This window comes from Paenarthrobacter sp. AR 02 (assembly GCF_021538675.1).
GTDB lineage: Bacteria > Actinomycetota > Actinomycetes > Actinomycetales > Micrococcaceae > Arthrobacter.
The window spans coordinates 347,894-369,229 of record NZ_JAJUKH010000001.1; the positions used below are offsets into that span (position 1 = coordinate 347,894).

At 60.7% G+C, this 21,336-nt stretch carries 13 protein-coding genes; 3 read left to right on the forward strand and 10 right to left on the reverse strand.

Annotation, left to right across the window (positions count from 1 at the left end):
* Positions 1-50: 50 nt before the first annotated feature.
* The 3 genes from LRQ04_RS01685 to LRQ04_RS01695 all read right to left on the reverse strand — a co-directional run bounded on the left by LRQ04_RS01685 (position 51) and on the right by LRQ04_RS01695 (position 6,218).
* Complete coding sequence (locus LRQ04_RS01685) at positions 51-2,816, reverse strand: S8 family serine peptidase (protein ID WP_235517263.1); 2,766 nt, start codon at positions 2,814-2,816, stop codon at positions 51-53.
* 284 nt (positions 2,817-3,100) lie between these two features.
* The gene (locus LRQ04_RS01690) at positions 3,101-4,318 is read right to left on the reverse strand and encodes an MFS transporter (RefSeq protein WP_235517264.1); all 1,218 of its coding nucleotides are present in this window, start codon (positions 4,316-4,318) and stop codon (positions 3,101-3,103) included.
* A 154-nt stretch (positions 4,319-4,472) separates the two neighbouring features.
* Positions 4,473-6,218, reverse strand: coding sequence for a cell wall anchor protein (locus LRQ04_RS01695; protein WP_235517265.1), 1,746 nt, complete (start codon positions 6,216-6,218; stop codon positions 4,473-4,475).
* Positions 6,219-7,652: 1,434 nt separating this feature from the next.
* Between LRQ04_RS01695 and LRQ04_RS01700 the strand changes: the two genes are divergently transcribed.
* Positions 7,653-8,915, forward strand: a complete 1,263-nt coding sequence (locus tag LRQ04_RS01700; protein ID WP_235517266.1) for a choice-of-anchor P family protein — start codon at positions 7,653-7,655, stop codon at positions 8,913-8,915.
* Between the two features lie 113 nt (positions 8,916-9,028).
* Here LRQ04_RS01700 and LRQ04_RS01705 read toward each other — a convergent pair whose 3' ends face one another.
* The 4 genes from LRQ04_RS01705 to LRQ04_RS01720 all read right to left on the reverse strand — a co-directional run bounded on the left by LRQ04_RS01705 (position 9,029) and on the right by LRQ04_RS01720 (position 15,884).
* Positions 9,029-9,901, reverse strand: coding sequence for an MBL fold metallo-hydrolase (locus tag LRQ04_RS01705; protein ID WP_235517267.1), 873 nt, complete (start codon positions 9,899-9,901; stop codon positions 9,029-9,031).
* A gap of 117 nt (positions 9,902-10,018) precedes the next feature.
* Positions 10,019-11,572, reverse strand: coding sequence for a polysaccharide pyruvyl transferase family protein (locus tag LRQ04_RS01710; protein ID WP_235517268.1), 1,554 nt, complete (start codon positions 11,570-11,572; stop codon positions 10,019-10,021).
* A gap of 152 nt (positions 11,573-11,724) precedes the next feature.
* Positions 11,725-14,682 carry an Ig domain-containing protein gene (locus tag LRQ04_RS01715; RefSeq protein WP_255773866.1) on the reverse strand — a complete coding sequence of 986 codons (2,958 nt, stop codon included), beginning with the start codon at positions 14,680-14,682 and terminating at the stop codon, positions 11,725-11,727.
* A 365-nt stretch (positions 14,683-15,047) separates the two neighbouring features.
* Positions 15,048-15,884, reverse strand: a complete 837-nt coding sequence (locus LRQ04_RS01720; RefSeq protein ID WP_235517270.1) for a hypothetical protein — start codon at positions 15,882-15,884, stop codon at positions 15,048-15,050.
* 284 nt (positions 15,885-16,168) lie between these two features.
* On the opposite strand from LRQ04_RS01720, the gene LRQ04_RS01725 reads away from it, so the two are divergent.
* The gene (locus tag LRQ04_RS01725; protein WP_255773679.1) at positions 16,169-16,900 is read left to right on the forward strand and encodes a DUF6270 domain-containing protein; all 732 of its coding nucleotides are present in this window, start codon (positions 16,169-16,171) and stop codon (positions 16,898-16,900) included.
* 47 nt (positions 16,901-16,947) lie between these two features.
* Here the strand turns inward: LRQ04_RS01725 and LRQ04_RS01730 are convergent, their stop codons facing one another.
* From LRQ04_RS01730 to pdhA, 3 genes are read right to left on the reverse strand one after another with little or no spacing between them, the layout of a single operon-like run.
* On the reverse strand, positions 16,948-18,390 hold the full coding sequence (locus LRQ04_RS01730) for a dihydrolipoamide acetyltransferase family protein (protein ID WP_235517272.1): 1,443 nt from the start codon (positions 18,388-18,390) through the stop codon (positions 16,948-16,950).
* Positions 18,391-18,392: 2 nt separating this feature from the next.
* Positions 18,393-19,475, reverse strand: coding sequence for an alpha-ketoacid dehydrogenase subunit beta (locus LRQ04_RS01735; protein ID WP_235517273.1), 1,083 nt, complete (start codon positions 19,473-19,475; stop codon positions 18,393-18,395).
* A complete protein-coding gene (pdhA, locus tag LRQ04_RS01740) occupies positions 19,472-20,665 on the reverse strand; it encodes a pyruvate dehydrogenase (acetyl-transferring) E1 component subunit alpha (RefSeq protein ID WP_235517274.1) in 1,194 nt (397 codons plus the stop codon). Before pdhA ends, LRQ04_RS01735 begins: the two co-directional genes overlap by 4 nt.
* Before the next feature lie 170 nt (positions 20,666-20,835).
* On the opposite strand from pdhA, the gene LRQ04_RS01745 reads away from it, so the two are divergent.
* Complete coding sequence (locus LRQ04_RS01745; protein ID WP_235517275.1) at positions 20,836-21,300, forward strand: Lrp/AsnC family transcriptional regulator; 465 nt, start codon at positions 20,836-20,838, stop codon at positions 21,298-21,300.
* Positions 21,301-21,336 lie beyond the last annotated feature (36 nt).

Sequence of the window (21,336 nt, forward strand, 5' to 3'; positions counted from 1 at the left end):
AACCTGATTGGGGTGCTCTGCGGCCGTTTCTCTGTGGTCAGGACTACTTGCTATGGCATGCGGTAAAGGAAGGCTGCCATGGCGTCGCGGTTGATGGGCTCGAGAGCCTTATAGACGTAGTTGCCCTCGCCGATCTGCCAACCTGTCGAAATGCCGGTGACCTTCATCCAAACCATCTCTTTGTAGAACTGCTGGTTCGGGTCAAGGTCGCTGAAAGGCGGAGTCGTGGGAGCTTCGTAATCCGGTTTGTTGGCCAAACGGTAAAGGAAGGCAGCCATCGCATCGCGGTTGATGGGGTTCAACGGCCGGTACGTCCGAGATCCGTCCGATTCGGTCCAACCCGACGAAATGCCACTATCTGCCAGCCAGGACATTTCCTTGTAGAACTGCTGGGTGGTCAGGACATCCTTGAACGGCGACTGCGCGGGCGGCGTGTAATCGGGAGATCCAGCCATCCGGTACAGGAACGCAGCCATGGCATCGCGGTTGATGGGTGTTACCGGCCTGTAAGTGACCGACTGGTCCGCTTCAACCCAGCCCGTGGAGCTTTTGCGATCCGCCAACCAGGACATTTCTTTATAGAACTGCTGGGTGGTCAGGACATCCTTGAATGGCGAAACGGCCGGTGCAGTGAAGTCCGGGCCCTTGCTGCTGAAGTAGGCCTTCCATTCGGAGGTGGCGCCGTTAAGCAGCGCCCAGCCTTCCTTCGGCTGGGCAGTGACCTTCACCTGGCCGCGGGCAGTGCGGGTACCGGCAACGACAGTTTTACCGTCCACCAGGTAATTCACTGACTCCGACTCCGGGATGGTGTAGCTGTCATTGGCCATGTATGGCTCTTCGTTGAAGACGACAGGTGCGGGGGTCACCGCCTTGTCTGCGGCGACAACGGTGGACGTGGGCTTGCTGGTCATTTGCAGCAACCAGTACGGCGTCTTTACGCCCGTTACTTCCACCGTCAGCGTGGAACCAACGTCCTCGCCTGTGAGTGTGTATTCCGGCAGGCTGGAAACGTTGTCGCCCGTGGTACCCGCCTTATGGCGCGTCCAGTTGTAACGCAATTCCACGGGCGCTGGTTCCCAGGTTCCGGCATCGACGGTCAGGGTGCCCCCGACATAGGCACTGCCATCAATGAGGGGAACCACGCCACTCAAAGTACCTGGAGTGACCTGCGCTGTGGGTTCGGAAGTAGCTGACACAGCCGGAACATAGGACTTAGTGGCAGTAACCGTCACAGTTATCGCAGCTTGGTGGTCGTCTGCCACCAAAGTGTAGGTGGGGTCAGTGGCACCGGCAATGGGTGCGCCCCATCGGTTCCACTGGTACGTCCATTCCGCTGAGTCCACATTTGACCACGTGCCGCGGTCGGCGGTCAGGGTCTTGCCCACTGCGGCCTCGCCGGCAATGGTGGGGGTTCCTGCAACGATCGGTGCTGCGTCCGCGGCCACCTGCTTCACCGTGGCGTTGGCGTCTACCAGACCCGAACCGCACCCTGTGCAACCTGCTACCGGACGGGCATTGGCCTTCAGGCGCTGTTCGACGTCTGCAGGGGTGAGTGCGGGAAGCGTGGCCAGCATCATCGCGGCAACAGCTGCGACATGGGGGGCCGCCATGGAAGTACCGGATTTCAGGTAGTAATCCTCGATGGTGGCTGTATCAGCACCCTGATTGAGCGTGGACACGATCCCGTTCAGTGCGTCTTTCGTCATGTCTCCGCCGGGAGCCATGACGTCCACGTTCGCGCCAAAGTTGGAGTAGTAGGCCTTCTCAGCGGTGCGGGTGCTTGCTCCAACCGTGATGACGTTGTTGCAGTTGGCCGGGCTAACAAGGGACGCGTCAACGTTCTCGTTGCCAGCCGCAACCACAACGGCTGCACCCTGGCTCCGGGCGAAGTCCAAGGCATTCTGGTAAGTGGCGGAGCAGGTTCCCCGGCCGCCCACGCTGAGGTTGATCACACGGGCGGGGTTGGCGTTTGCGGGGACGCTGGGCACCGCACCACCGGCCGCCCACCTGATTCCGTCTGCGATGTCTGACGTGTAACCGCCGCAGGTTCCAATGGCTCGGATGGGCACGATCTTGGCCTTCGGAGCAACGCCGGCTACACCCTTGTTGTTACCGGCAACTGCGGCGATGATGCCGGCGACGTGGGTGCCATGCCAGGACGACCGGGCACCTGCGCGTCCAGCTGCACACTGGTTGTCCGAGGTTGCGTCACCTTCGTCCCGGGGATTCGGGTCGCGGCCATCGCCATCCCGAGCCGTTCCAGCGCCCGAAATCATGTCATACCCGGGCAGGACGTTTGCGTTCAGGTCGCTGTGATCCAGGATACCGGTGTCAATGACGGCGACTGTGCTGCCCTCGCCCCGGCTGACATCCCACGCCCCCAAAGCATTAATGCCCCCTGTTCCCGCGCCGAGGCCCCACTGGAGGTTGTAATAGGTATCGTTCGGCGCCGTGGCCAGGTTCTGCATGATGGCATCTGGTTCTGCGTACTCCACGGCTGGGTCTGCGGCCAGTGTGGCCACCAACGCGCTTGCCTCCTGAGCGGCGAGTTTACGGTCGGTTTTGACCACTTCCTCCCCGGCAGAGGTGGTCCGCAGGCTCTTGACGGGTACGCCCACAGCGTGTGCGGCATCAGTGAAGGACTTCTCCGGGTTCACGGACTGGATCCCCGCGCGCTCCTTGAACTTCACAATGAACTGGTCTGTCGGAGTTGCCGGAATAGTTGATGTCGACGGCAGAGGCGCCGCGCTGGGAAGCGGCGGCGCAGGCGTGTCGACAGCTGCGGCCGGGAGTGCAGGCAGGGCTGCGCCCACCATGGCCACGACACTAAGAAGGATTAAACGAGAACTAACCACGGCTTTCCGCTGGTTACGCATATACAGTCGCCCTTTTGCTCAAAACGCCCCCCAAAGAGCGCTGAAAAATGGCCGCGAGCGCAGCCAAAAATGAGTTTAGCCAAGAATTTGAGATTCCTGCGAATCTCCTGTGGGACATGTCTCCGCGTCGGTGAACACCAAGGGCCGGATGGAGGAATTCCTGCAATCGGCCCAGGTTGAGCTTGAACGGCTACCTCACGCCTTATGAAGGTGCGGGGGCCGGACTAGTAGTTCCTGCGATGCTTCAGCCTCGGAATCGCGACGGCGAATACCGCCGCCGCTGCGAACCCCAGTATCCCGGTGGCCCAGACGCCCACGGACAAGGAGACCGCGGCCGTCAACCCGGACAGCAGCACCGGTCCCCCAGTTGCCCCCGAATCTGCGATGAACCTCCAAATGCCAAGAAAATGACTGCGGCCGTTATCCGGGGAGAAGTCGGCACCCAACGTCATGATCAGCCCCGAGCTGATGCCGTTGCCAAATCCGATCAGCAAGGCTGCCAGCAGCAAGGAGACGAACCCGCCCGTGAAGGGGATCAATATCAGTGCTGTTCCCATGATCAGCGTGGACGGGACAGCTACCCACTGCCTCCCCTTCCTGTCCATGAGCTTCCCCGCCGGGTAGAACACCAGCATGTCGATCGCCCCGGAGAGCCCGAACAGCAGCGACGCGTGTGTGGCGTCGAGCCCCAGGTGATCCGCCCACAGGGGGATAACCACTTGTCGCGACGCCCTCAGCGCGCTCAGCAGGAGGATCCCGAATCCGACAGTCAGGAACACTCCCGCGTGCGAAACCGCGACGCTCCGCAACGTCGACGCCGGAGGGCGGGGACCGCCGTCGGACGTTTCAGGGGCCACCAGGTCCGGGATGGTGAGCGACAAGGCTGCAGCCGCCATCATGCCCGCGAAGCCCACCCAGTAGGCCCCGCTGATGCCGGCAAACTGCATCACGCCGGCACCGACGAAGGGCCCAATGAAGATGCCGATCCTGGTCACGCCGCCCAAGGTGGAGAGGGCGCGTGCCCGGAAGATGACCGGGACGGCTTCGGTGAGGAACTTTTGCCGAGCGAGGTTGAAGACGCTGGCCGACATACCCACCAAGGTCATGGACACTGCCAACAACCCCAGCCCGTTGTCCACCTGCGGTGCGAAGGCTGATACGCCCAAGGCAAGGGCACCCAAAGCGCCGGCGCCGACTATGGACCATCGTTCGCCGAACTTCTCCGTGATGATCGACGCCGGAATGTTGAAAAGCCAGGAGCCTATGCCAATGAGCGTTACGACCAACGCCGACACCGCAACGGAGGCGCCGAGGTCGCGGGCAGAAAGAGCAATGACCGGGAGGACCGCACCTTCGCCAATACAAAACAACAGCGCGGGCCCGAAGGCCGGGAGTGCGATGCTGCGCAGGCTGAAAGCTTGGTTTGTCTGGGTCTCGGTCATCCCTTTCATCCTAGGACTGCGGTGGCGCAAGCAGGGTCAGCATGACGTTTCGCAATGGACGCACCAATGCGATTGCACACTGACCACCGCGCAGGTGTTGCGGTTCCGGGCTCCGGAACCGCAACACCCACATGCGAAGCGGGATCGTCCGAGACTACCGGCGGCTGGCGGCTGCCTTCCGACGGCCGGCCGCTGTCAGGAACAGGCCCATCAGGAGCATGGCTCCCGACCAGAGAACGAAGGTTTCGTTCAGGCCCGTCGTAGCCAGAACGCTGGGGCCTCCGACGGCGGTCGGAACCGCGGTGGTTGTCGCACCCTCTGTTACACCAGCGGCTACGACCTTGCCGGCTGGGGTGCCAGCGCCGCCGGTGGTGATGAGACCGGCGGTGTTGATACCGGTTGTCGGAGTGCCCGTGGTGTTCTCTCCACCGTTATCGGGGCCACCGGACGTCGGCGGGGTAACAGCCGGCGGGTTCACAACCGGAGGAGTGACTACCGGCGGGGTTACAACCGGAGGGGTGACAACAGGCGGAGTCACAACAGGAGGGGTGATCGTGCCTACCGAACCGCCCCCGACGCCCACCGAGGTGGAACCAGTGCTGATGGGAACCGTGATGGGGATGATCAGCTGAGTGCCCGATCCAATGCCGCCAGAACCATTAGTGGTACCGCCGGTAGTAGTACCCGGAACCGTTCCGCCCGTAGTGCCAGTACCTGTGGCTGAAGAATCACCCAGCACACCAACCGCCGTCGAACCCAGGCTCACCGGAGCCGTAATCGGAGCAACAACCTGAGTCCCCGAACCGATGCCGCCAGAACCACTCGTGGTACCGCCGGTCGTCGTGCCCGGAGCCGTCCCACCTGTGGTGCCCATATTCGTGGCGGAAGAATCACCCAACACACCAACCGCCGTCGAACCCAGGCCCACCGGAACCGTCACCGGAGCAACAACCTGAGTCCCCGAACCAATACCATTCGAACCACTCGTCGAAGCACCCGAAGTAGAACCACCGGAAGCGGCAGGCCCGGCAGCGGAACCGGACGTGGCGGAGGAATCACCCAACACACCAGCCGCCGTGGAACCCAGGCCCACCGGAACCGTCACCGGAGCAACAACCTGAGTCCCCGAACCAATACCATTCGAACCATTCGTCGAAGCACCCGAAGTAGAACCACCGGAAGCGGCAGATCCGGCTGGGGAACCCGAAACGGCGGAAGAATCACCGCCGACACCCACAGCAGTGGCTCCGACGTTAACAGGGACCGATATCGGAGCCACTACCTGAGCGCCGGACGCAAGACTCTCTCCCCCCGACGTAGTTGCCTGCGCTGGCGCCGAAGCTGCCGGGGCAGGAGCTGATGATGAGGTGGCGGTTGAGTCCCCCAGGACACCGGCCGACGTCGACCCCACGGTGATGGGAACCGTTACCGGTGCAACCACCTGGGTGCCGGACCCAATCGCGCCGGCGCCGCCGGTGCCGGCTGCCGGCGTCGGGCTCGCTGCCGCTGCTGGAGCGGCAGGTGTAGCTGAGCTCGTCGCAGTGGAACCCCCCAGCAGACCCACTGACGACGAGCCCAGGTTTATGGGCACCGTGACCGGAGCGACCACTTGGGTCCCGGAACCGATGCTGTTGGAGCCGCTGGTACTGGCGGCGGGTGTTGCGCCTGAAAATGCAGCGTGTGCCGGCGCCGACGTGCTGGCTGCTGAGTTTCCCAGCAGGCCCAGCGACGTCGCGCCGAGATTGATTGGAGCTGTGACTGGCGCTATCACCTGCGTTCCGGAAAGCTTCCCGTCGTTGCCGCTGGTGGTGTCCGCGGCGTTCGCCGCGGTAGCGCTGAGGACAATCATGCCTCCGGCAAAGCATGTGCCGATGAGGCACTTGCGTATGGTCGTGTTCATTGTGGTCTTCTCCTGAAAGATCTTGTTCCCAGAGACGTCCGTTGACGAACGTCCTTACAGCTGTCTGCCGCGAAGAGTCGCGCGGCATGGCCAGGGAATCAGTCAGGAGAGGAGCCAGGGTCAAAACAAACGGGTTCGGGACTCTGCTTTTCGCCGACCGCGGAACAACCCGGTAGTGAGTCGACGGGGACAATCATTGCCTCGTGCAAGAAAGCAGCAGCGGGGCTTGGTGGGCCATTTTGGGAACTATTGGATCCGGCCCCAGCCACCCCGGCGGGTACCGCTTCGAGGGCAAGACGCGGGTCAGCGGGTAGACCTGGAAGCACCGCCGACGGCTGGACTTTAGTGACCGGGATGCTGCCCCGTGAGCTGAGTACGTGGGATATGGACACCGTCGTAGCGATTGTGGGTGCCGAAGCTGCGGACTCGGCCTTTGTAAGCACGACGTCGGGCCCCGGCAAAGCGTCCGCGGCTGCAGAGACGCTTTCGGTCAGGATTTCCGGCGCAGGCGGCGCGGTTCCGTCCAGCACTGGCGGAACGGATGAGTCCGCTCCGGAGAGTGGAGGTAACGCAGGTGCAGATGGTTCAAGGACCGTTCCCACCGGCGGCAGAACGGTGTCCACCACCCCAACGATCGGTTCAAGAATGGGTGTGGTCACATCGGTGACAGGCTCCAGTCGCACCGGTGCGATTGCATCGTTGACAGGGGTAGCAACTGCACCAACTGAATCGTCAACGACATCAGTAACCGGCGTAATCACGGTGCGCACGGCGTCGTCGGTCGTATCGGCAGGGAGGATATGGCTGACCACCGGGACCGAACCAACGACGGTGTCAACAGATGCGCCCGTTTGTTGAACGATTGGCGTGAGAGCGGGCACGGGAACTGCAATAGGTTTCGCGGGTATCACGGCTTTGACCGGCGCTGGCACCGGCACCGGCACATTCGGCACCGGAACACTAAGTGGCGGTGTGGGCGCGCTTTTCACGGTCGAAGTTACTGAGGCCACGGTTGAACTGACTTCACCCAGGAGTGAGTGGCTATTTTGTGGGCCAGAGTCGGCATTTGCTGACGTTGCCGAGAGAGCCATCCAGATTGCCGTGCCAGCTCCAGCGACCATGACAGAGCGGAGAATGCTGGCCGCACGCGGAAAAACGCGTGAACCCTTCATCTCGACACCCCCAGGTAGTCGCGAGCCAATGGTCTTCTTCATCGTAGGACGGACCCAACCAATTAGTCCATGGCTGGGAGTAAAGAAATTCGTGAATGTTTGTGGCGGGTCGCGCTCATGCTCGCGGGCCCGGCACCACGCGCTCGTAAACTCTTTACTGAATTCGACGGACCTATTGTTTTAGCCTATTTCGGGGCTGTACCGTGAGCGCCATCGTAAGCAACTTACGAGATCGTGTAAAACATTCTGGGGAGATAACTACATGAAGCGTTCGCATGTTGCATTATTGGGGGCTCTAGCACTCAGTCTGGCCGGACCGGTCTCACCGGCTCTCGCTGCTACTACACCAGCTCAAGTAGCTACCGGATTCTCCGGCACCGCATATGGTTCCTACATTTTCAATGCGGATAAGACCCTGACTTCAGGACCGACTGCTAGTTCAAGCATCAGTTGCACTGGCGCCACCGGAAAGACGTCATCGAACACCGCAGCGGCACTTACTGTCCCAGCCGTCGGAAATGTCGGCTCTGCATCAACCAGTGTCAAATCCCTGCTTACCGCCACAGGGAAACGGATCGAAAGCAAATCAACGATTAACGGAGCCAACCTCCTGGGTGGGCTGATCACCGCCGGTGCCATCACGTCGGAGAGTTCGGCGGACAAAAATACAGCAGGCGCGTTTGCCGGAACGAACAAGACCACCATCGCTGATTTGAAGGTTCTGGGTGTCGCGGTTGGGGCCAACCCTGGGGCCAATACGGTGCTGGATCTCTCAGTACCGTTGGTGGGCTCAGTCGGCAAGATCACGCTGAACGGGCAGGAAAAGCGCCTGGTCAACGGCGCCTATCAGGTGTCGACCACGGCCCTCCGTGTCGAAGTCCTGAAGACCGGGCTCCCTGGGCTCAAGGTCGGAACGGATATCCGTCTTGGGGTCAGCTCTGCGAACCTTACGGCTCCACAGTCGGGCTACCTTTCCGGCACCGGTTTCAGCACCAGGGCCTTGCTTGCTTCGGGGCTGATTAATTCAAGTCCCACTGCGCTGGCCTACGTCGGGTGCAGCGGTGGGGCCGGATCAGCGAATCTGGCAGGGGCCACCGTTCCGGGGCTGGCAACAGTCGGAGCAACCTCAACGAAGACCAGTGGTGTCCTAAGCCCGCAGCCGAAGAGCACCGTGACGAACACCATTGCAGGACTCAACGTCCTCAACGGACTGATTCAGGCGGATGGCATCAAGGCTGAAACGAGCGCAACCCGGACTGCGGGCGCAACTACTGCAACTCTGACGGATACGTCGACATTCACCAACCTAAGGATTGCCGGGCTGCCCGCCATCAATGCATCGGTCGCTCCGAACACGGTGGTCCAAGTCGCCGGGCTGGGGCAGGTTACCCTCCACAAGGTCAGCAAGTCATCGAGTGCCATCATTGTCACGATGATCGACGTTGTCCTTAGCCAGCCCATCGGTGCATTGCCGACAGGGTCACGTCTGCAGATCGGCTATTCGAGCACGGGAGTTGCACTCTAGAAGTTAGTAGTCGCCAAAGGACCCATAGCTACTGGGGCGAAAACGAGGAACGGTCCGTCACCAATCAAGGTGACGGACCGTTCCTTTATTTCGTTGATTGGCCACGCGCTTACTCAGGAAGGATATGAACCTGTTTTTCCCGGTCCGAAGTCAGGGGTACCCAGAGTAGTACGACCCGCAGCATTGGTCTCCTGCAGCCGCTTGATGAACCAGCGGGATTGTTCTGGACCATACGGCAGGACGGGGATGGCTTTGGTTGCGTCCGAGGGCATGTCACGAATCGACTGGGTGGCCTGCCGTACGGCGGTGCTCATGGTGTTGGCCATGGTTTTGACGAACTGGTCGCTCGCGGGCTCGCCGTGGCCCGGAACCAGGTGTTCGTAACGGTGCCGCAGCGCAGAGATGTGACGCAAGGCGTCCGCCCACTCTTCCGGGTATGAATCCTCGAAGGACGGGTGGGCGCCTTGTTCCACAACGTCGCCAACATACAACGTCGAGCTGGTGCCTACCAGCAAATCACCATCCGTGTGGGCCCTGCCCAAGTAGAAGAGCGTCGCAGTGACCCCACCGAGGTCAACCAGCACGGGCTGGTCATGAACAAGCGCGTTTGGGACAACGACCTCGACGGCGTCGCCCTCCCCTGCTGCCATCTCCGGTTCGTTCGTGGCGACGAAGCGGCGCTGATTGTCGGCGTCTTTTTCAATGGCCGCCGCGGAGTTGGCGTGGGCCCAAAACTCCGTGACGCCGTCGTCCGCAAAAACGGCATTCCCAAAGAAGTGGTCGTAGTGGGCGTGGGTGTTCACTACCACCAGCGGCAGCTGGGTCTTTTCCCGCACTGCATTAAGGATCTCGCGGCCTTGGCGCGGGCCGCAGCCGGTGTCGATGACCATGGCGAGCTCGGAGCCCACCACGAGCCCGGTATTGAGTAACGAACCCTCAGTTTTCAAGACGTAGTTGTCCGGTCCGAGTTCTAGCCAAGCTGACAATGCGTTCTCCGTATCCAATGCAATCCGGCGATGTTCAGGCCTCTACTCTACCCACGGAAACCGGGGGGAAGCTGGAAAGGCTGGCGGCACACCGTGGAAAACGGCCTGTGGTTCCGTCTAGGAGCGGAGAAGCCTCAGGCGCCGTGCCAGTCGAACCACCTTGGACGACTCGAGTGCGCTGAACTGCTGTTCCAATCGGCTCACCTCGGACTCGACGGCGGTTATCTCCCCCGACATTGCCTCCAGGGCCACCCGTAACCTCTCACGCTCGGCCTCAGCCGCGGCCAGGGTTCCCGTGGTGTCCTCCAGAGCGTGCGTCAGTCGGTAGAGCTCCACGGACTGGTGCCCGATATGTGCCTCGTTGTTGGCCGTGAGCTTCGCTGCTTCGGGGTGTTCACCAGAGTGAAGCTCCGGGAAAATCGGTTCGGGGATGTCAAGAATCGGAGCGACCTGTGTCGCTCCCTTCAAGGTTTCGACGACGGTGTCCCACCAAGCACTTTGGAAGTCGGCTTGTGATGGGCTAATGGTGTTCAGGTAATCCCTGATGTCACGGCGGCGACCCCAAAGCTCGTCCACGAAATCATTGAATTCAGGAGTAACTACGTGCCGGAGTGACCGCATCGTGTGCCCCAGGCCCCAGTTCGCCAAGGCGCCGCCGAGGCGAACCTCTCCGTAATAATCCACGGCCAGAGCCAGGCAGGGCACGCCCGCTCCGAGCGCAAAAACGATGGGGTGGTAGCGGCTTGCGACGACGAATTCCGCCTGTGTTGTCAGGGTGGCCGCTTCCTCGGCAGTGAACTGTCCACACACGGTGACGTTCTTAGCCCGCATCCTGCGCTGGATGTCCACGTGAATCTCGATGTCGATGTCGCGGTTCCCCGGACGGGACATGTGCGGAATCATGACAACATCAAGGCTGCCCGGTCCCGCAATCCTGTCCAGAATGTCGGCAACCCGTTGGTTGAAATCATTTCTGTCCATGGCGCCGGTCCCTGGCGCAAAGGTGGCGACCAGATAGGGACGTCCGGGCTTCGGCTGGTACGACGGTTCCGCCGATAGGTAGCCCTCGCCCTCGGGGCTCGCTTTGAGGAAGCTTGCATCGTCCAAGGTCAAGCCGGTCTGGAGGCCGGCTTCATTCAGCATTTCCAGCGACGTGCTCTCACGCACGCTTGCCAGCGCGGCGGACCGGAAGAGTTCAATAGCCGTGTCGTAGTCCGGACCGGTAAGAACGGGGCCGACTGTTTGCCCGGAGATAACGAGAGGCTTTCCCAACGACTCTGCTATGGCGCCGAGTGCAGCACGCTCATAGAGCAACCAACCGTAGGGGGAATTCATGTTGCCGCCGCCGGCAATGACCACGCCGTCGGACTCGCCAACGGTCTTGATAAGCGCATGCACTTGGTCGCCTACCGGAAGAGCGTCCAAGTCGCCAGCCAAAACGGCGCGGATTTCCTTTAGGTATGTCTCGCGCCGGTGTGGAGGCCAAGGAAACTCCAGGGTCTTCACCGCAGATGTGTCATAGAGGCGTGCGCTCTGTTCAGGGTTGCGGGAAAGCAGGACGATGTCCGAAACTCCCCGGGCCTGCAGTTCATCCACCACCGCGTGGGCCATCGCCTCATCGCCCACGTGATAGACGGATTGGCCAATATCTCCCAGAACTACAACTCGCACGATTCCCCGGTGTTAGATCACAAAAAACAGATTCCAGCCTACCGGGTCAGCCCACGGTCAGCAGAAACGCACCAGCCAACAAAAGAAGGCATGACCCCGCAACTGGCGAGGTCATGCCTTCTCAGGGCGCTGAAACTACCAGCGAATAGCCATTAAGGCGTCTTGGAAAGGAAGTTCTGCACGTTCTGCAGAATCGGCGCCCTTGTGTCGTACTCGAGGTAGTTGATATCCATGAGAACCACCACTCGGCCTCGCTTGGACTTCATATCCGCCTCCGACCAGACTCCGCCAACAACGGTGCTATCGCTCCGGGCGAAGACGTTCCGCGCATCGACTCCCCCAAGCCCGCTGATTGCTCCGGGGGCAAGGGGTTCAAAAGCAGAAAGAAGATTGGGTGCTTTCGAAATTTGGTTGGTTGCTGCCGGGTTGAACGTGTATGGTCCGTCAACGTCACCTTGCCGACCCACCACAACATCCTGATCCACGAGGACCTGCCGCAAGACACGTTGCACTGTGTCGTTCACTTCCTCGCAACAGGGCCGTTCGCCCGTGAGGTATGCGGCGCCGCCGTCGATAATATAGCCGGCAACCTGCTGTTCCTCAGCCGCAGTCCATCCGTTGTACGAGGGGTTCCAGATGGATTTGTAAGTGCCCAATTCCGCGGGAAGCGTCTTGGAAACTACAACTTCCGCTCCTGCCGCGCGGAGGGTTTGGGCCACGTTGGCCACGCCGAAACCTTCGTCGGTAGATCCGTAAACAAGAACCTTGTTGCCCCGAACGGGCTTAGGAGTCACCACCACGGACAATGCAGCAGCAGCGGATGCGCCTCGACTGTCGGTCGCACTGAAAGTAATGGCTGTTGTGCCCGCAGCCAGAGGAGTTCCGCTGACGACGCCAGTTACGGCGTTCAACGAAAGGCCCGCGGGCAGGCTTCCCTTGGATATCTTCCACGCGTACGGTGCTACGCCTCCAATGGCTCCAATCCCAATCTTGTACTGCTTGCCGAGGACAGCTCCGGGCAGGCTCGTGGTAAGGATCTTCAGCGGCTCAATCTTCGGAGCTACTTCAGGCTCCGGAGCGCCAGGCGGCTGCGGCTTCGCGGACCACGTTGCGATGGTCTTCTCGAATATGGTGCCGGAGTACACCGTCAATTTCGCCGGTGAATCCTCCCAGAAGCAGAACGCACAAGCACCCAGTTCAACGCCGGCTGACGCTTTGAGCTCAGCCATCGGATCCTCGGTGGGGTGGAAGCCGGCCTCCAAGGAAGCTTCGATCTTGCCTGTGATTCCAACGATGTCCATCCATGTGATGCGGGTATCCAAGGCGCCCGTGAGGGTCGCATCGATGCCTGAATCACTGGAGAGCGCAAGAGGTTCATGTTCGGTGCTGCATGACGCTGAGCGGCTTTCCTGCTGGTCCCTCCACTGGTACGAGGTGCCACATTTCAGTACAACAGAGGCGCTGATATCCAACTTGCCGGTTACTTCGAACGTGATGCTCGGCTGGGCGGCCATGACAATCGCGCCTGCACCTGAGGGGACAGTTACCTTCACTTCAGGCACCGTCATAGTGCATTTGCCTTCGCCTGAAACTGCTGCGCCCATGTTGACGGTTATTGATCCGTCAATGTTCGCCTGCATGAGGTGAAGACCAAACCAACCCCACTCAGCGTAGACAGAAGGCTCCAGATCGGGCGTAACGGACAATCCCTTCAGGTCTGCGGTGGCTCCGCGATCACATTCCATTTTCGGTTTGACCGCGTTCAGAGATTCCTGAGGCGTAGCCAGAACCGGCGGCGTCTCAGCCTGCTGGGCAGACGCGCCCGTTGTGGTGAAGTGAACAGTTCCTTCGGAATAGGCCGAGGAAAGATTGCCGGGTGAGGTCTTGATTAGCTTGGTGCCGGCAGTCGTAACGCTCACGTCATCTGCAATAAGGACTGCTCCGGACTCGACGTTGGCCCAGGGGGCCAGCGTCAGGACCTGCCCCTGAGCCACAACGATGTCTGTCAGCTCGATTGATGTGATCTTCTTGGTGGCGGGCTCCCTTGTAATGGCAACGATGTTGTTGCCCGGGACGTGGATGGTGTCCTGCTTTGGAACTACGACTTCACATGGCTTTCCGACGCATTCCTGCGGAGCCGACTGCGGTACGTCGAGGGTCAGCGTACGCGATACGGTCATGCCGGATGTGTCCGTCGCCGTTACGGTGACCGAGCTGGGACCCGTGACGGTAGGCAACCCGGATATTGCCCCATTGGGTGCGATGCTAAGTCCCTGTGGCAGACCTTGCGCTTTCCACGCAAGCTCTCCGAATCCTCCGGCTCCCTTGAGTTGGTCGAGGTACTTGACACCGGCAATGCCCTCCATCAGTTGTTCATTCGTGATGGTCAACGGGCTCTTGAATTGCTGGAATCTGTACATGAATGCCGCCATTGCATCGCGGTTCACCGACTGCAGCGCACGGTAGGATTTGGTGCCATTGGACTCATTCCAACCCGTGCTGATTCCCCTTTGGGACAACCACGTCATTTCTTTGTAGAACTGCTGCGACTTGGTGATGTCAGCAAACGGCGTTGTTGCTGGTGCGGTGTAGTCCGGGTTACCAGCTAGCCGGTAGAGGAATGCTGCCATGGCATCCCGGTTGACTGGCTGGGTTGCCCGGTACGTTTTGGTTCCATTTGCTTCCGTCCAACCTGTACTGATGCCGGTTGATGCAAGCCAGGCCATTTCTTTGTAAAACTGCTGTGAGGTGCTCACGTCAGCAAAAGGCGAGACCTTTGGGGGAACAAATCCGGGGCTACCTGAAAGGCGGTACATGAACGCAGCCATCGCATCGCGATTAACGGGCAAGAGTGCGCGGTAGGTTTTTGTCCCCTTCGCTTCGGTCCAACCAGTACTGACTCGCGCAGAGGCCAACCATGCCATTTCCTTATAGAACTGCTGCGACGTGGCGATATCCGCAAACGGCGACGTCACTGGTGGCTTGAAATCCTGAGACGTGTCCTGGATGACAGTGTTTGCCGGTTGGATAGCTACCGTTGCCGGTGCCGTACCAGGCGATGTTTGGGTTGTGGCTGGCGATGCTTGGGCCGGTACAAGGCCCACCAGCATGAGCGCCGAAAGGGCAAGGCTCACCCCGGCAGCAAAAAGTCTGTTTCTACGGTTTTTATGGCGCACTAAAGTCTGCTTTCCGCGCTAAATGGCGGAAACCCGCCCCCATTTGATAGCTACCGAACAGTAACCAAGCGACACACTACATCAGCTTTGTAAGGGACCTTTCAACTAGGGAATTATGAAGGAACAAAGCCGTAAGATGACGGACGGGGAGGCCACCCCTCTTCGGGATGTGCCATAAGTACATAAGAATGGGAGACTTCGCAGGGTAATTCTTTATGGCTTCCTGGGACACGGTCTCCACCGCGGCACGGAGGTTGGAATTTAGAAGATGAGCTGGAGACGCCACCGAGCGCCAGCGTCTAAACGTGAAGCGGCAGGCTAACTCTCTCGAATCCCATAGCAGTTAAGCCGCTTCGCCAGTCTTGGCTGGATGAAATATCCAAGACCTGAACATGTATCGGCTTGGGTGGGGCGACATGCCCTTCCCCCCACTCGCCTAGCAGAACGTGGATCTCATTGTCCGGGTGGGCCGCCGCCAACAGCGGGTTCATGTGGTTCTCAACATGCGAAACATCCGTGCTGTTCTGCATGTAGGCCACCACGTTGCCACGCGGCTCCCGGTAAAGCTCAAGGAGGTCAGTTGTTACGTCGTCTGGAAGCTGGCTCATGGGTTCTTTCCCACGCACGCCATAGCAAACTTCAGCAAAGCGCTCCACTGCCGCCGGCTCATATTTGGCTACGTTCGTCTGCGGATTCGAGACGATTGCCAGGGAGCCGGGAAAGTGGGCGGAGAAAAAGAGTGAGGCGAAGCCGCCGCCGGATGCTCCATAGAACACAAGGCGTTGCTCGCCCCAGGTGTCCGTAATGTGACTAATGATGTCCAGGAGGTTCTTTTGGATGTTCATCCTGGAGTTGCCGACGAACCATCCAAGGTTAAGTCGATCAGTGAGAACCAGGCTGGGATCCGAGATGAAAATCCGGTTCACGTGCGTGTCGGAGGAGACTCCCATCCCAGCAAAGGCCGGCAGCGTCCACCGCGGGTCGATGGCTCCTTGGAAAAAGACGACGGTGGTGTCGTACCCCCGGTTTTGTACGTTGATGTCGATCGGAATGCCGTTTTCGACAATGACCTGGTATCCCGGCGGTATCACCGATGCCCGGAGGAATGAATCCACACCCTTATAGTTCGTGACCATGTGCTTCGCAGGGTCGATCACCCTGGGTCGCGTGGGACAAGGATGCTCTGGCCCCTCATTTTGGCCTGTCAGGAAATAGGCTTGGCCGCACAGGTCGCAAAATCCAAAGCCCATATCGAACGCATACGTACGACGATCAGCGATGTGTTCTATATTCCCCACCAAGATAAGATACCGGAACGCCTCTCCCGGCGACGAACCCGCCCCGTGTGACCGGCGCCCCGAGGCGGCGTGTCATCGGTGCCCCAACCCTCTTGCTACGCTGGGGGAATTCTCTTCCGACCATGTGGGAGTCCATTTTGCCCGGCTTGTTTATCTACGGCAGTTGCGTGTCGCGCGACACATACCCCTTCCTCGACAAAGACTGGACCATAGTCGAGTACGTCGCCCGTCAAGGGATGATCAGTGCCGCATCTCCAAGAGGCGTTCTGCGTGGAGAGAGCGCACTTACTTCCAAGTTCCAGAATCAGTGCGTCCGAAATGACATCCGCTCGTCCTTGTTCGCCACGATTGACAAGTCGGCCAGCGAGACAGATCTTTTTGTCTTGGACCTTGTAGACGAACGACTTGGCGTTTTTGAACTCGGAAGCGGCTCTTACATCACACAGAGCTGGGAGTTGGGGGAAAGCAAGCTTCTGCAGCAGCAGGAGAGCGAGCCCCGGCTTATAGCCTTCGGATCTGAGGAGCACTTCAAGCTATGGTCAAAGGCGGCCAGCGTGGTAATCCGCAAGATCAAGTCCACTGGGCGCCCCATTCTGGTCCTCGCCCCTGAGTGGGCGGAGGAGTCGGATAACGGGCAGTCCGGACTTATCTACCGCGGCCTATACGCCGCCACATACAACAAGGTGTATCAGCGCTATTTCGACCACCTCCGGAACGAGGGCTGCAATGTCCTTTCCGTAGGTCAGGACACGGTCAAGGCAGCAGCAGGTCACCAGTGGGGACTTGCGCCGTACCACTACGTGGATGAGGTCTACCACGTCATGCGAAACGCGATCACGGCCGCAGTAAGCTAACGGCGTGCAAAATGAGGCCGGCGCACAGTGGCGCCGGCCTCATTCGTTTACATATCCGCGAGAGTCCCACCAGGGTTCTCAATGGCATCCGCGACGTACCGAAGGAAACCGGCAGCGGTTTCGCCATCGCATACCCGGTGGTCGAAGGCCAAGGTCAGCTCGGTGACCTTGCGGACAGCCAAGTCGCCGTTTACCACCCACGGCTTGTCGATGATGCGACCCACCCCGAGCATTGCAACTTCGGGGTAGTTGATAATCGCAGCAGAGCCGTCAACCCCGAAGACGCCGTAGTTATTGAGCGTGAAGGTACCGGAGCCCAGTTCAGTGGGCGTGGCCTTACCTTCACGCGCGACGGCGGTCAGGCGTCGGATCTCCGCGTCGAGTTCACGGGCACTCAACTCATGCGCATTGCGCACCGATGGAACTACCAGACCCCTGTCCGTTTGCGCTGCGAAGCCAAGGTTGATTCCTTCGAAGCCCACGATCTCCTGGGACCCGTCGGCTGCGGTCTCAAAGCGCGTGTTCAGCGCCGGATACCTTTTTAACCCAGCCGTGACAAAACGGGCAATGAAAGCCAGCAGGCCGGGGGTGTCATGCGGCGCACGCTTCTTCAGTTCGGCCCGCATCTCCAGCAGCGCGGTTGCGTCGACATCCACCCACACGGTGGCCTCAGGAATCTCTGAGCGGCTGCGGGTCATGTTGGCGGCGACGGCCTTCCGGACGCCACGAACGGGAGTCCTGGCCGAAACACCGAGGCCGGTCCGGCCATCGACAGAACCCGCCGCGGCACCGGCACCAACGGTAACTGGCGAAGCAGGCGCGGCCGGAGCTGCCGGCGCCGAAATGGCGGCTTCGACGTCCCTTCGCATAATCAGTCCGCTGGCACCTGAACCTTCAATGGCGTCGAGTGAGACGCCGTGGTCGCGCGCCATCTTCCGCACCAGGGGGGAAATGACCGCGCTCAGCTTCCCAGGAATCCGGGTTGCTGCAAGGGCAGCCTCCAGAGACGGAGCCGGAGCCTCCGTGACAGGCTCGACCACGGCGACGCTCGCCTTCCGCGGACGGGTGCGGCCTCCGGTAGCCCCGCCAGGAGTGCCGTATCCAATCAGCACATTGCCGGAGCCGGCCTTCTCCTCGGTCCGGTAGGTCTCGGCGGCCGCCTCAACCTCAGGCGATGTCGCAACACCAGTTGATACAGCATCGTCGGTGGCTGATGGAGCTTCCGGCGCCGCTGGAGCGGCACCGGCGCGAGCGATCGAGATCAACGGCTTGCCGACGTCGAGCGTCTCACCGGCCTCTCCGTGAAGTTCGGCGACGGTGCCCGCATACGGCGAGGGCACCTCCACCATGGACTTGGCGGTTTCGACCTCGGCGATGGGCTGGTCAACGCGGACCTCATCTCCCACGGCCACAAGCCAGTTGACCAGTTCAGCCTCCGTGAGGCCCTCCCCCAGGTCCGGCAGACGGAATACCTGCATTTCTGAGCTCATGGTTAGTCCTCCCATTGAAGGTCGTCGACGGCGTCGAGGATGCGATCGACACTCGGCAGGTAATAGTGCTCCAGCTTGGGAGACGGGAACGGGACGTCGAAACCGGTCACGCGGAGGATCGGCGCGGCCAGGAAGTGGAACGCGCGTTCCTGGACGCGGGCCACGATCTCGGAGGACACAGAGGCGAAGCCGTGCGCTTCGGCGATGACGACGGCGCGTCCCGTCTTGCGCACGGACGCACAGACGGTCTCGTCATCGAAAGGAACCAGGGTCCGTACGTCGATCACCTCGAGCGAGCGGCCTTCTTCGGCGGCCGCGGCGGCAGCTGCTAGCGCGGTGGGGACGGACGGTCCATAGGCAATGAGCGTCGCATCAGTGCCTGGACGAGCCACAGCCGCGCGGCCCTCGGTGGAGGTACCGGCGTCGTGCTCTGCGCGCAACGCACCCAGGTCTACCTGGTCCTTGGACCAGTAGAGCTTCTTGGGTTCCATGAACATGACCGGGTCATCGGAATCGATGGCTTCGCGGAGCATGCGGTAGCCGTCAGCCACGGTGGCCGGCGTGTAGACCTTGAGGCCGGCTGTGTGGGCGTAGTAGGACTCGGAGGAGTCGCAGTGGTGCTCCACTCCCCCGATGCCGCCGGCGTAAGGCACGCGGATGACCATAGGCATCTTGAGCTTGCCCTTGGTGCGGTTGTGCATTTTGGCCACGTGGCTGACGATCTGCTCGAACGCGGGGTAGGCGAAGGCGTCGAACTGCATCTCGATGACGGGACGCATTCCGTTGATGGCCATTCCGACAGCCATGCCAACAATGCCCGACTCGGCGAGCGGGGTGTCGAAGCAGCGCTGCTCACCGAACTCGGCCATGAGCCCGTCCGTGATGCGGAAGACTCCGCCGAGCATTCCTACGTCCTCGCCGAAAACCAGGACGGATGGGTCAGCGCGCATGGCGTCGGCCATGGCTGTGTTCAGGGCCTTGGCCATGGTGAGGCTCTGCGGGCCGCTTGCCTCGGCGGTGGCGGCTGCTGAAGCAGCAGCGTTCGCGGTTGCGGCGCTGACGTTGGCGTTGGTGGTCACTGTCATTTTGCGCTCTCCTCACGGGCGAGTTCGCCGGCGAGCAGTTCGGACTGCTCCTTCAGCTGTGGGGTGGGCTTGGAGAAGACGTACTTGAAGAGGTCCAGCGGTTGGACCGGGACATCCTCCCCCAGGCCTTCCCGGAGCTGGGTGGCTACCGCTTCGGCGTGCTCGGCGATTCTGTGGTTCGCGGCATCATCCAGCAGTCCTTTATCTGTGAGGTACGACTTCATGCGGGTCAGCGGATCCTTGGCCTGCCATTCGGCGACCTCGCTGTCCGGTCGGTAACGCGTGGCATCGTCGGCGTTGGTGTGCGCCTGCATGCGGTAGGTGTGCGCCTCGATCAGCAGCGGCCCGGAGCCTTCGCGGGCCAGCTTCACTGCACGGTCCATGACCGCCAGCAGTGCCACGAGGTCGTTGCCGTCGACACGCTCACCTGCCATGCCGTAGCCAACAGCCTTGTGCGCCAACGACGGCGCTACGGACTGGTGGCTCAGCGGGACCGAAATGGCGTACTTGTTGTTCTGCACGAAAAAGATCACGGGCAGGTGAAAGACAGCGGCGAAGTTCAGGGCCTCGTGGAAATCGCCTTCGCTGGTGGCGCCATCGCCACACATGGCCATCACCACAGTCTCTTCACCGCGCAGCTTGGCGGCATGCGCGACGCCGACAGCGTGCAGCAGTTGCGTGGTCAGCGGCGTGCACTGGATGCCCACTTTATGCTCTTTGGGGTCGTACCCGCCGTGCCAGTCGCCACGGAAGATGGTCATGACCTCAACAGGATCCACCCCGCGGGTCATGACGGCGACGGCGTCCCGGTAGGTCGGGAACAGCCAGTCACCCTCCTTGAGGCACATGGCTGCCGCTACCTGGCAGGCTTCCTGACCGTGGCTTGAAGGGTAGACGGCCATACGGCCTTGCCGGACGAGCGCGGAGTTTTGATCGTTGACGCGACGTCCGACGACGAGTTGCTCGTAGGCGGCCATAAGTTCAGCGTCGCTGGGCGTGGGGTACTCGTGGCCGGGTTCGGTGCCTTGCTCGTCATGGGAACGGAGGGTGCCGTCGGGGTTCACCATCTGGATCTGGTGCCGGGCGGGGAGCATGTAGTCCTCAACGCTGATGCCGAATTTTGTCCGAACGTCAGCAGCGTGGTCCTCTACAGCCGTTTCCGGCGCAGAATGGTCTGCGTGGATCGTCATTGGTCCGTCCTTCTCTAGCCACTATGTGCTTCCAGTATGTTCCCGAGTGAAGTTTCGTATCCAGCTTTTGCCAAAATCATGGAAGAGCTTGTCTAAAGTGGCTATTCTGAAAGACGGAATGTAATTGTGAGCTGGGTAACGCGCCTGTGCTGTAGACGATTTGGAGTGCCATGAGCGAGACCGAGGCAGAGCAGGCCGCAGTGCCGTTGGATGCGGTGGACCGGGACATCATCCGCGAACTCACCACGGACGGCCGCATGTCCATCACGCAGGTAGCAGAGAACGTGCACATCAGCCGGGCCCACGCCTACTCGCGCATCGCACGGCTTACTGGCGAAGGGGTTCTCACAAAGTTCACTGCCCTGGTGGATCCCATCAAGGCAGGATTGCGCTCCTCCGCTTACGTGACTCTCAAGGTTCAGCAACACTCATGGCGCGAACTTAAGGAAGAGCTCCGCGCCATTCCGGAAGTTCACCACATTGCCCTTGTAGGTGGAGACTTCGACGTCATCCTGCTGGTCCGGGCAACCGACAACATCCACCTCCGGCGTGTGATCTTCGACCAGTTGCAATCCATGGACGGCGTGCTGGATACGCAGACTTTCCTTGTTTTTGAGGATGTTGATACGAGGTAACCGATGCCGTGGTCCTCAGCTGGGAGGAAGCGCTCA

Excerpts from the sequence above, each read along its gene's own strand:
- LRQ04_RS01745 (WP_235517275.1), top strand. The coding sequence starts at position 20,836 with ATGAGCGAGACCGAGGCAGAGCAGGCCGCAGTGCCGTTGGATGCGGTG.
- pdhA (WP_235517274.1), bottom strand. The coding sequence starts at position 20,665 with ATGACGATCCACGCAGACCATTCTGCGCCGGAAACGGCTGTAGAGGAC.
- LRQ04_RS01725 (WP_255773679.1), top strand. The coding sequence starts at position 16,169 with ATGTGGGAGTCCATTTTGCCCGGCTTGTTTATCTACGGCAGTTGCGTG.
- LRQ04_RS01715 (WP_255773866.1), bottom strand. The coding sequence starts at position 14,682 with ATGCTGGTGGGCCTTGTACCGGCCCAAGCATCGCCAGCCACAACCCAA.
- LRQ04_RS01690 (WP_235517264.1), bottom strand. The coding sequence starts at position 4,318 with ATGACCGAGACCCAGACAAACCAAGCTTTCAGCCTGCGCAGCATCGCA.
- LRQ04_RS01735 (WP_235517273.1), bottom strand. The coding sequence starts at position 19,475 with ATGACAGTGACCACCAACGCCAACGTCAGCGCCGCAACCGCGAACGCT.
- LRQ04_RS01685 (WP_235517263.1), bottom strand. The coding sequence starts at position 2,816 with ATGGTGGGCGCAGCCCTGCCTGCACTCCCGGCCGCAGCTGTCGACACG.
- LRQ04_RS01720 (WP_235517270.1), bottom strand. The coding sequence starts at position 15,884 with ATGGTCACGAACTATAAGGGTGTGGATTCATTCCTCCGGGCATCGGTG.
- LRQ04_RS01730 (WP_235517272.1), bottom strand. The coding sequence starts at position 18,390 with ATGAGCTCAGAAATGCAGGTATTCCGTCTGCCGGACCTGGGGGAGGGC.
- LRQ04_RS01700 (WP_235517266.1), top strand. The coding sequence starts at position 7,653 with ATGAAGCGTTCGCATGTTGCATTATTGGGGGCTCTAGCACTCAGTCTG.
- LRQ04_RS01695 (WP_235517265.1), bottom strand. The coding sequence starts at position 6,218 with ATGAACACGACCATACGCAAGTGCCTCATCGGCACATGCTTTGCCGGA.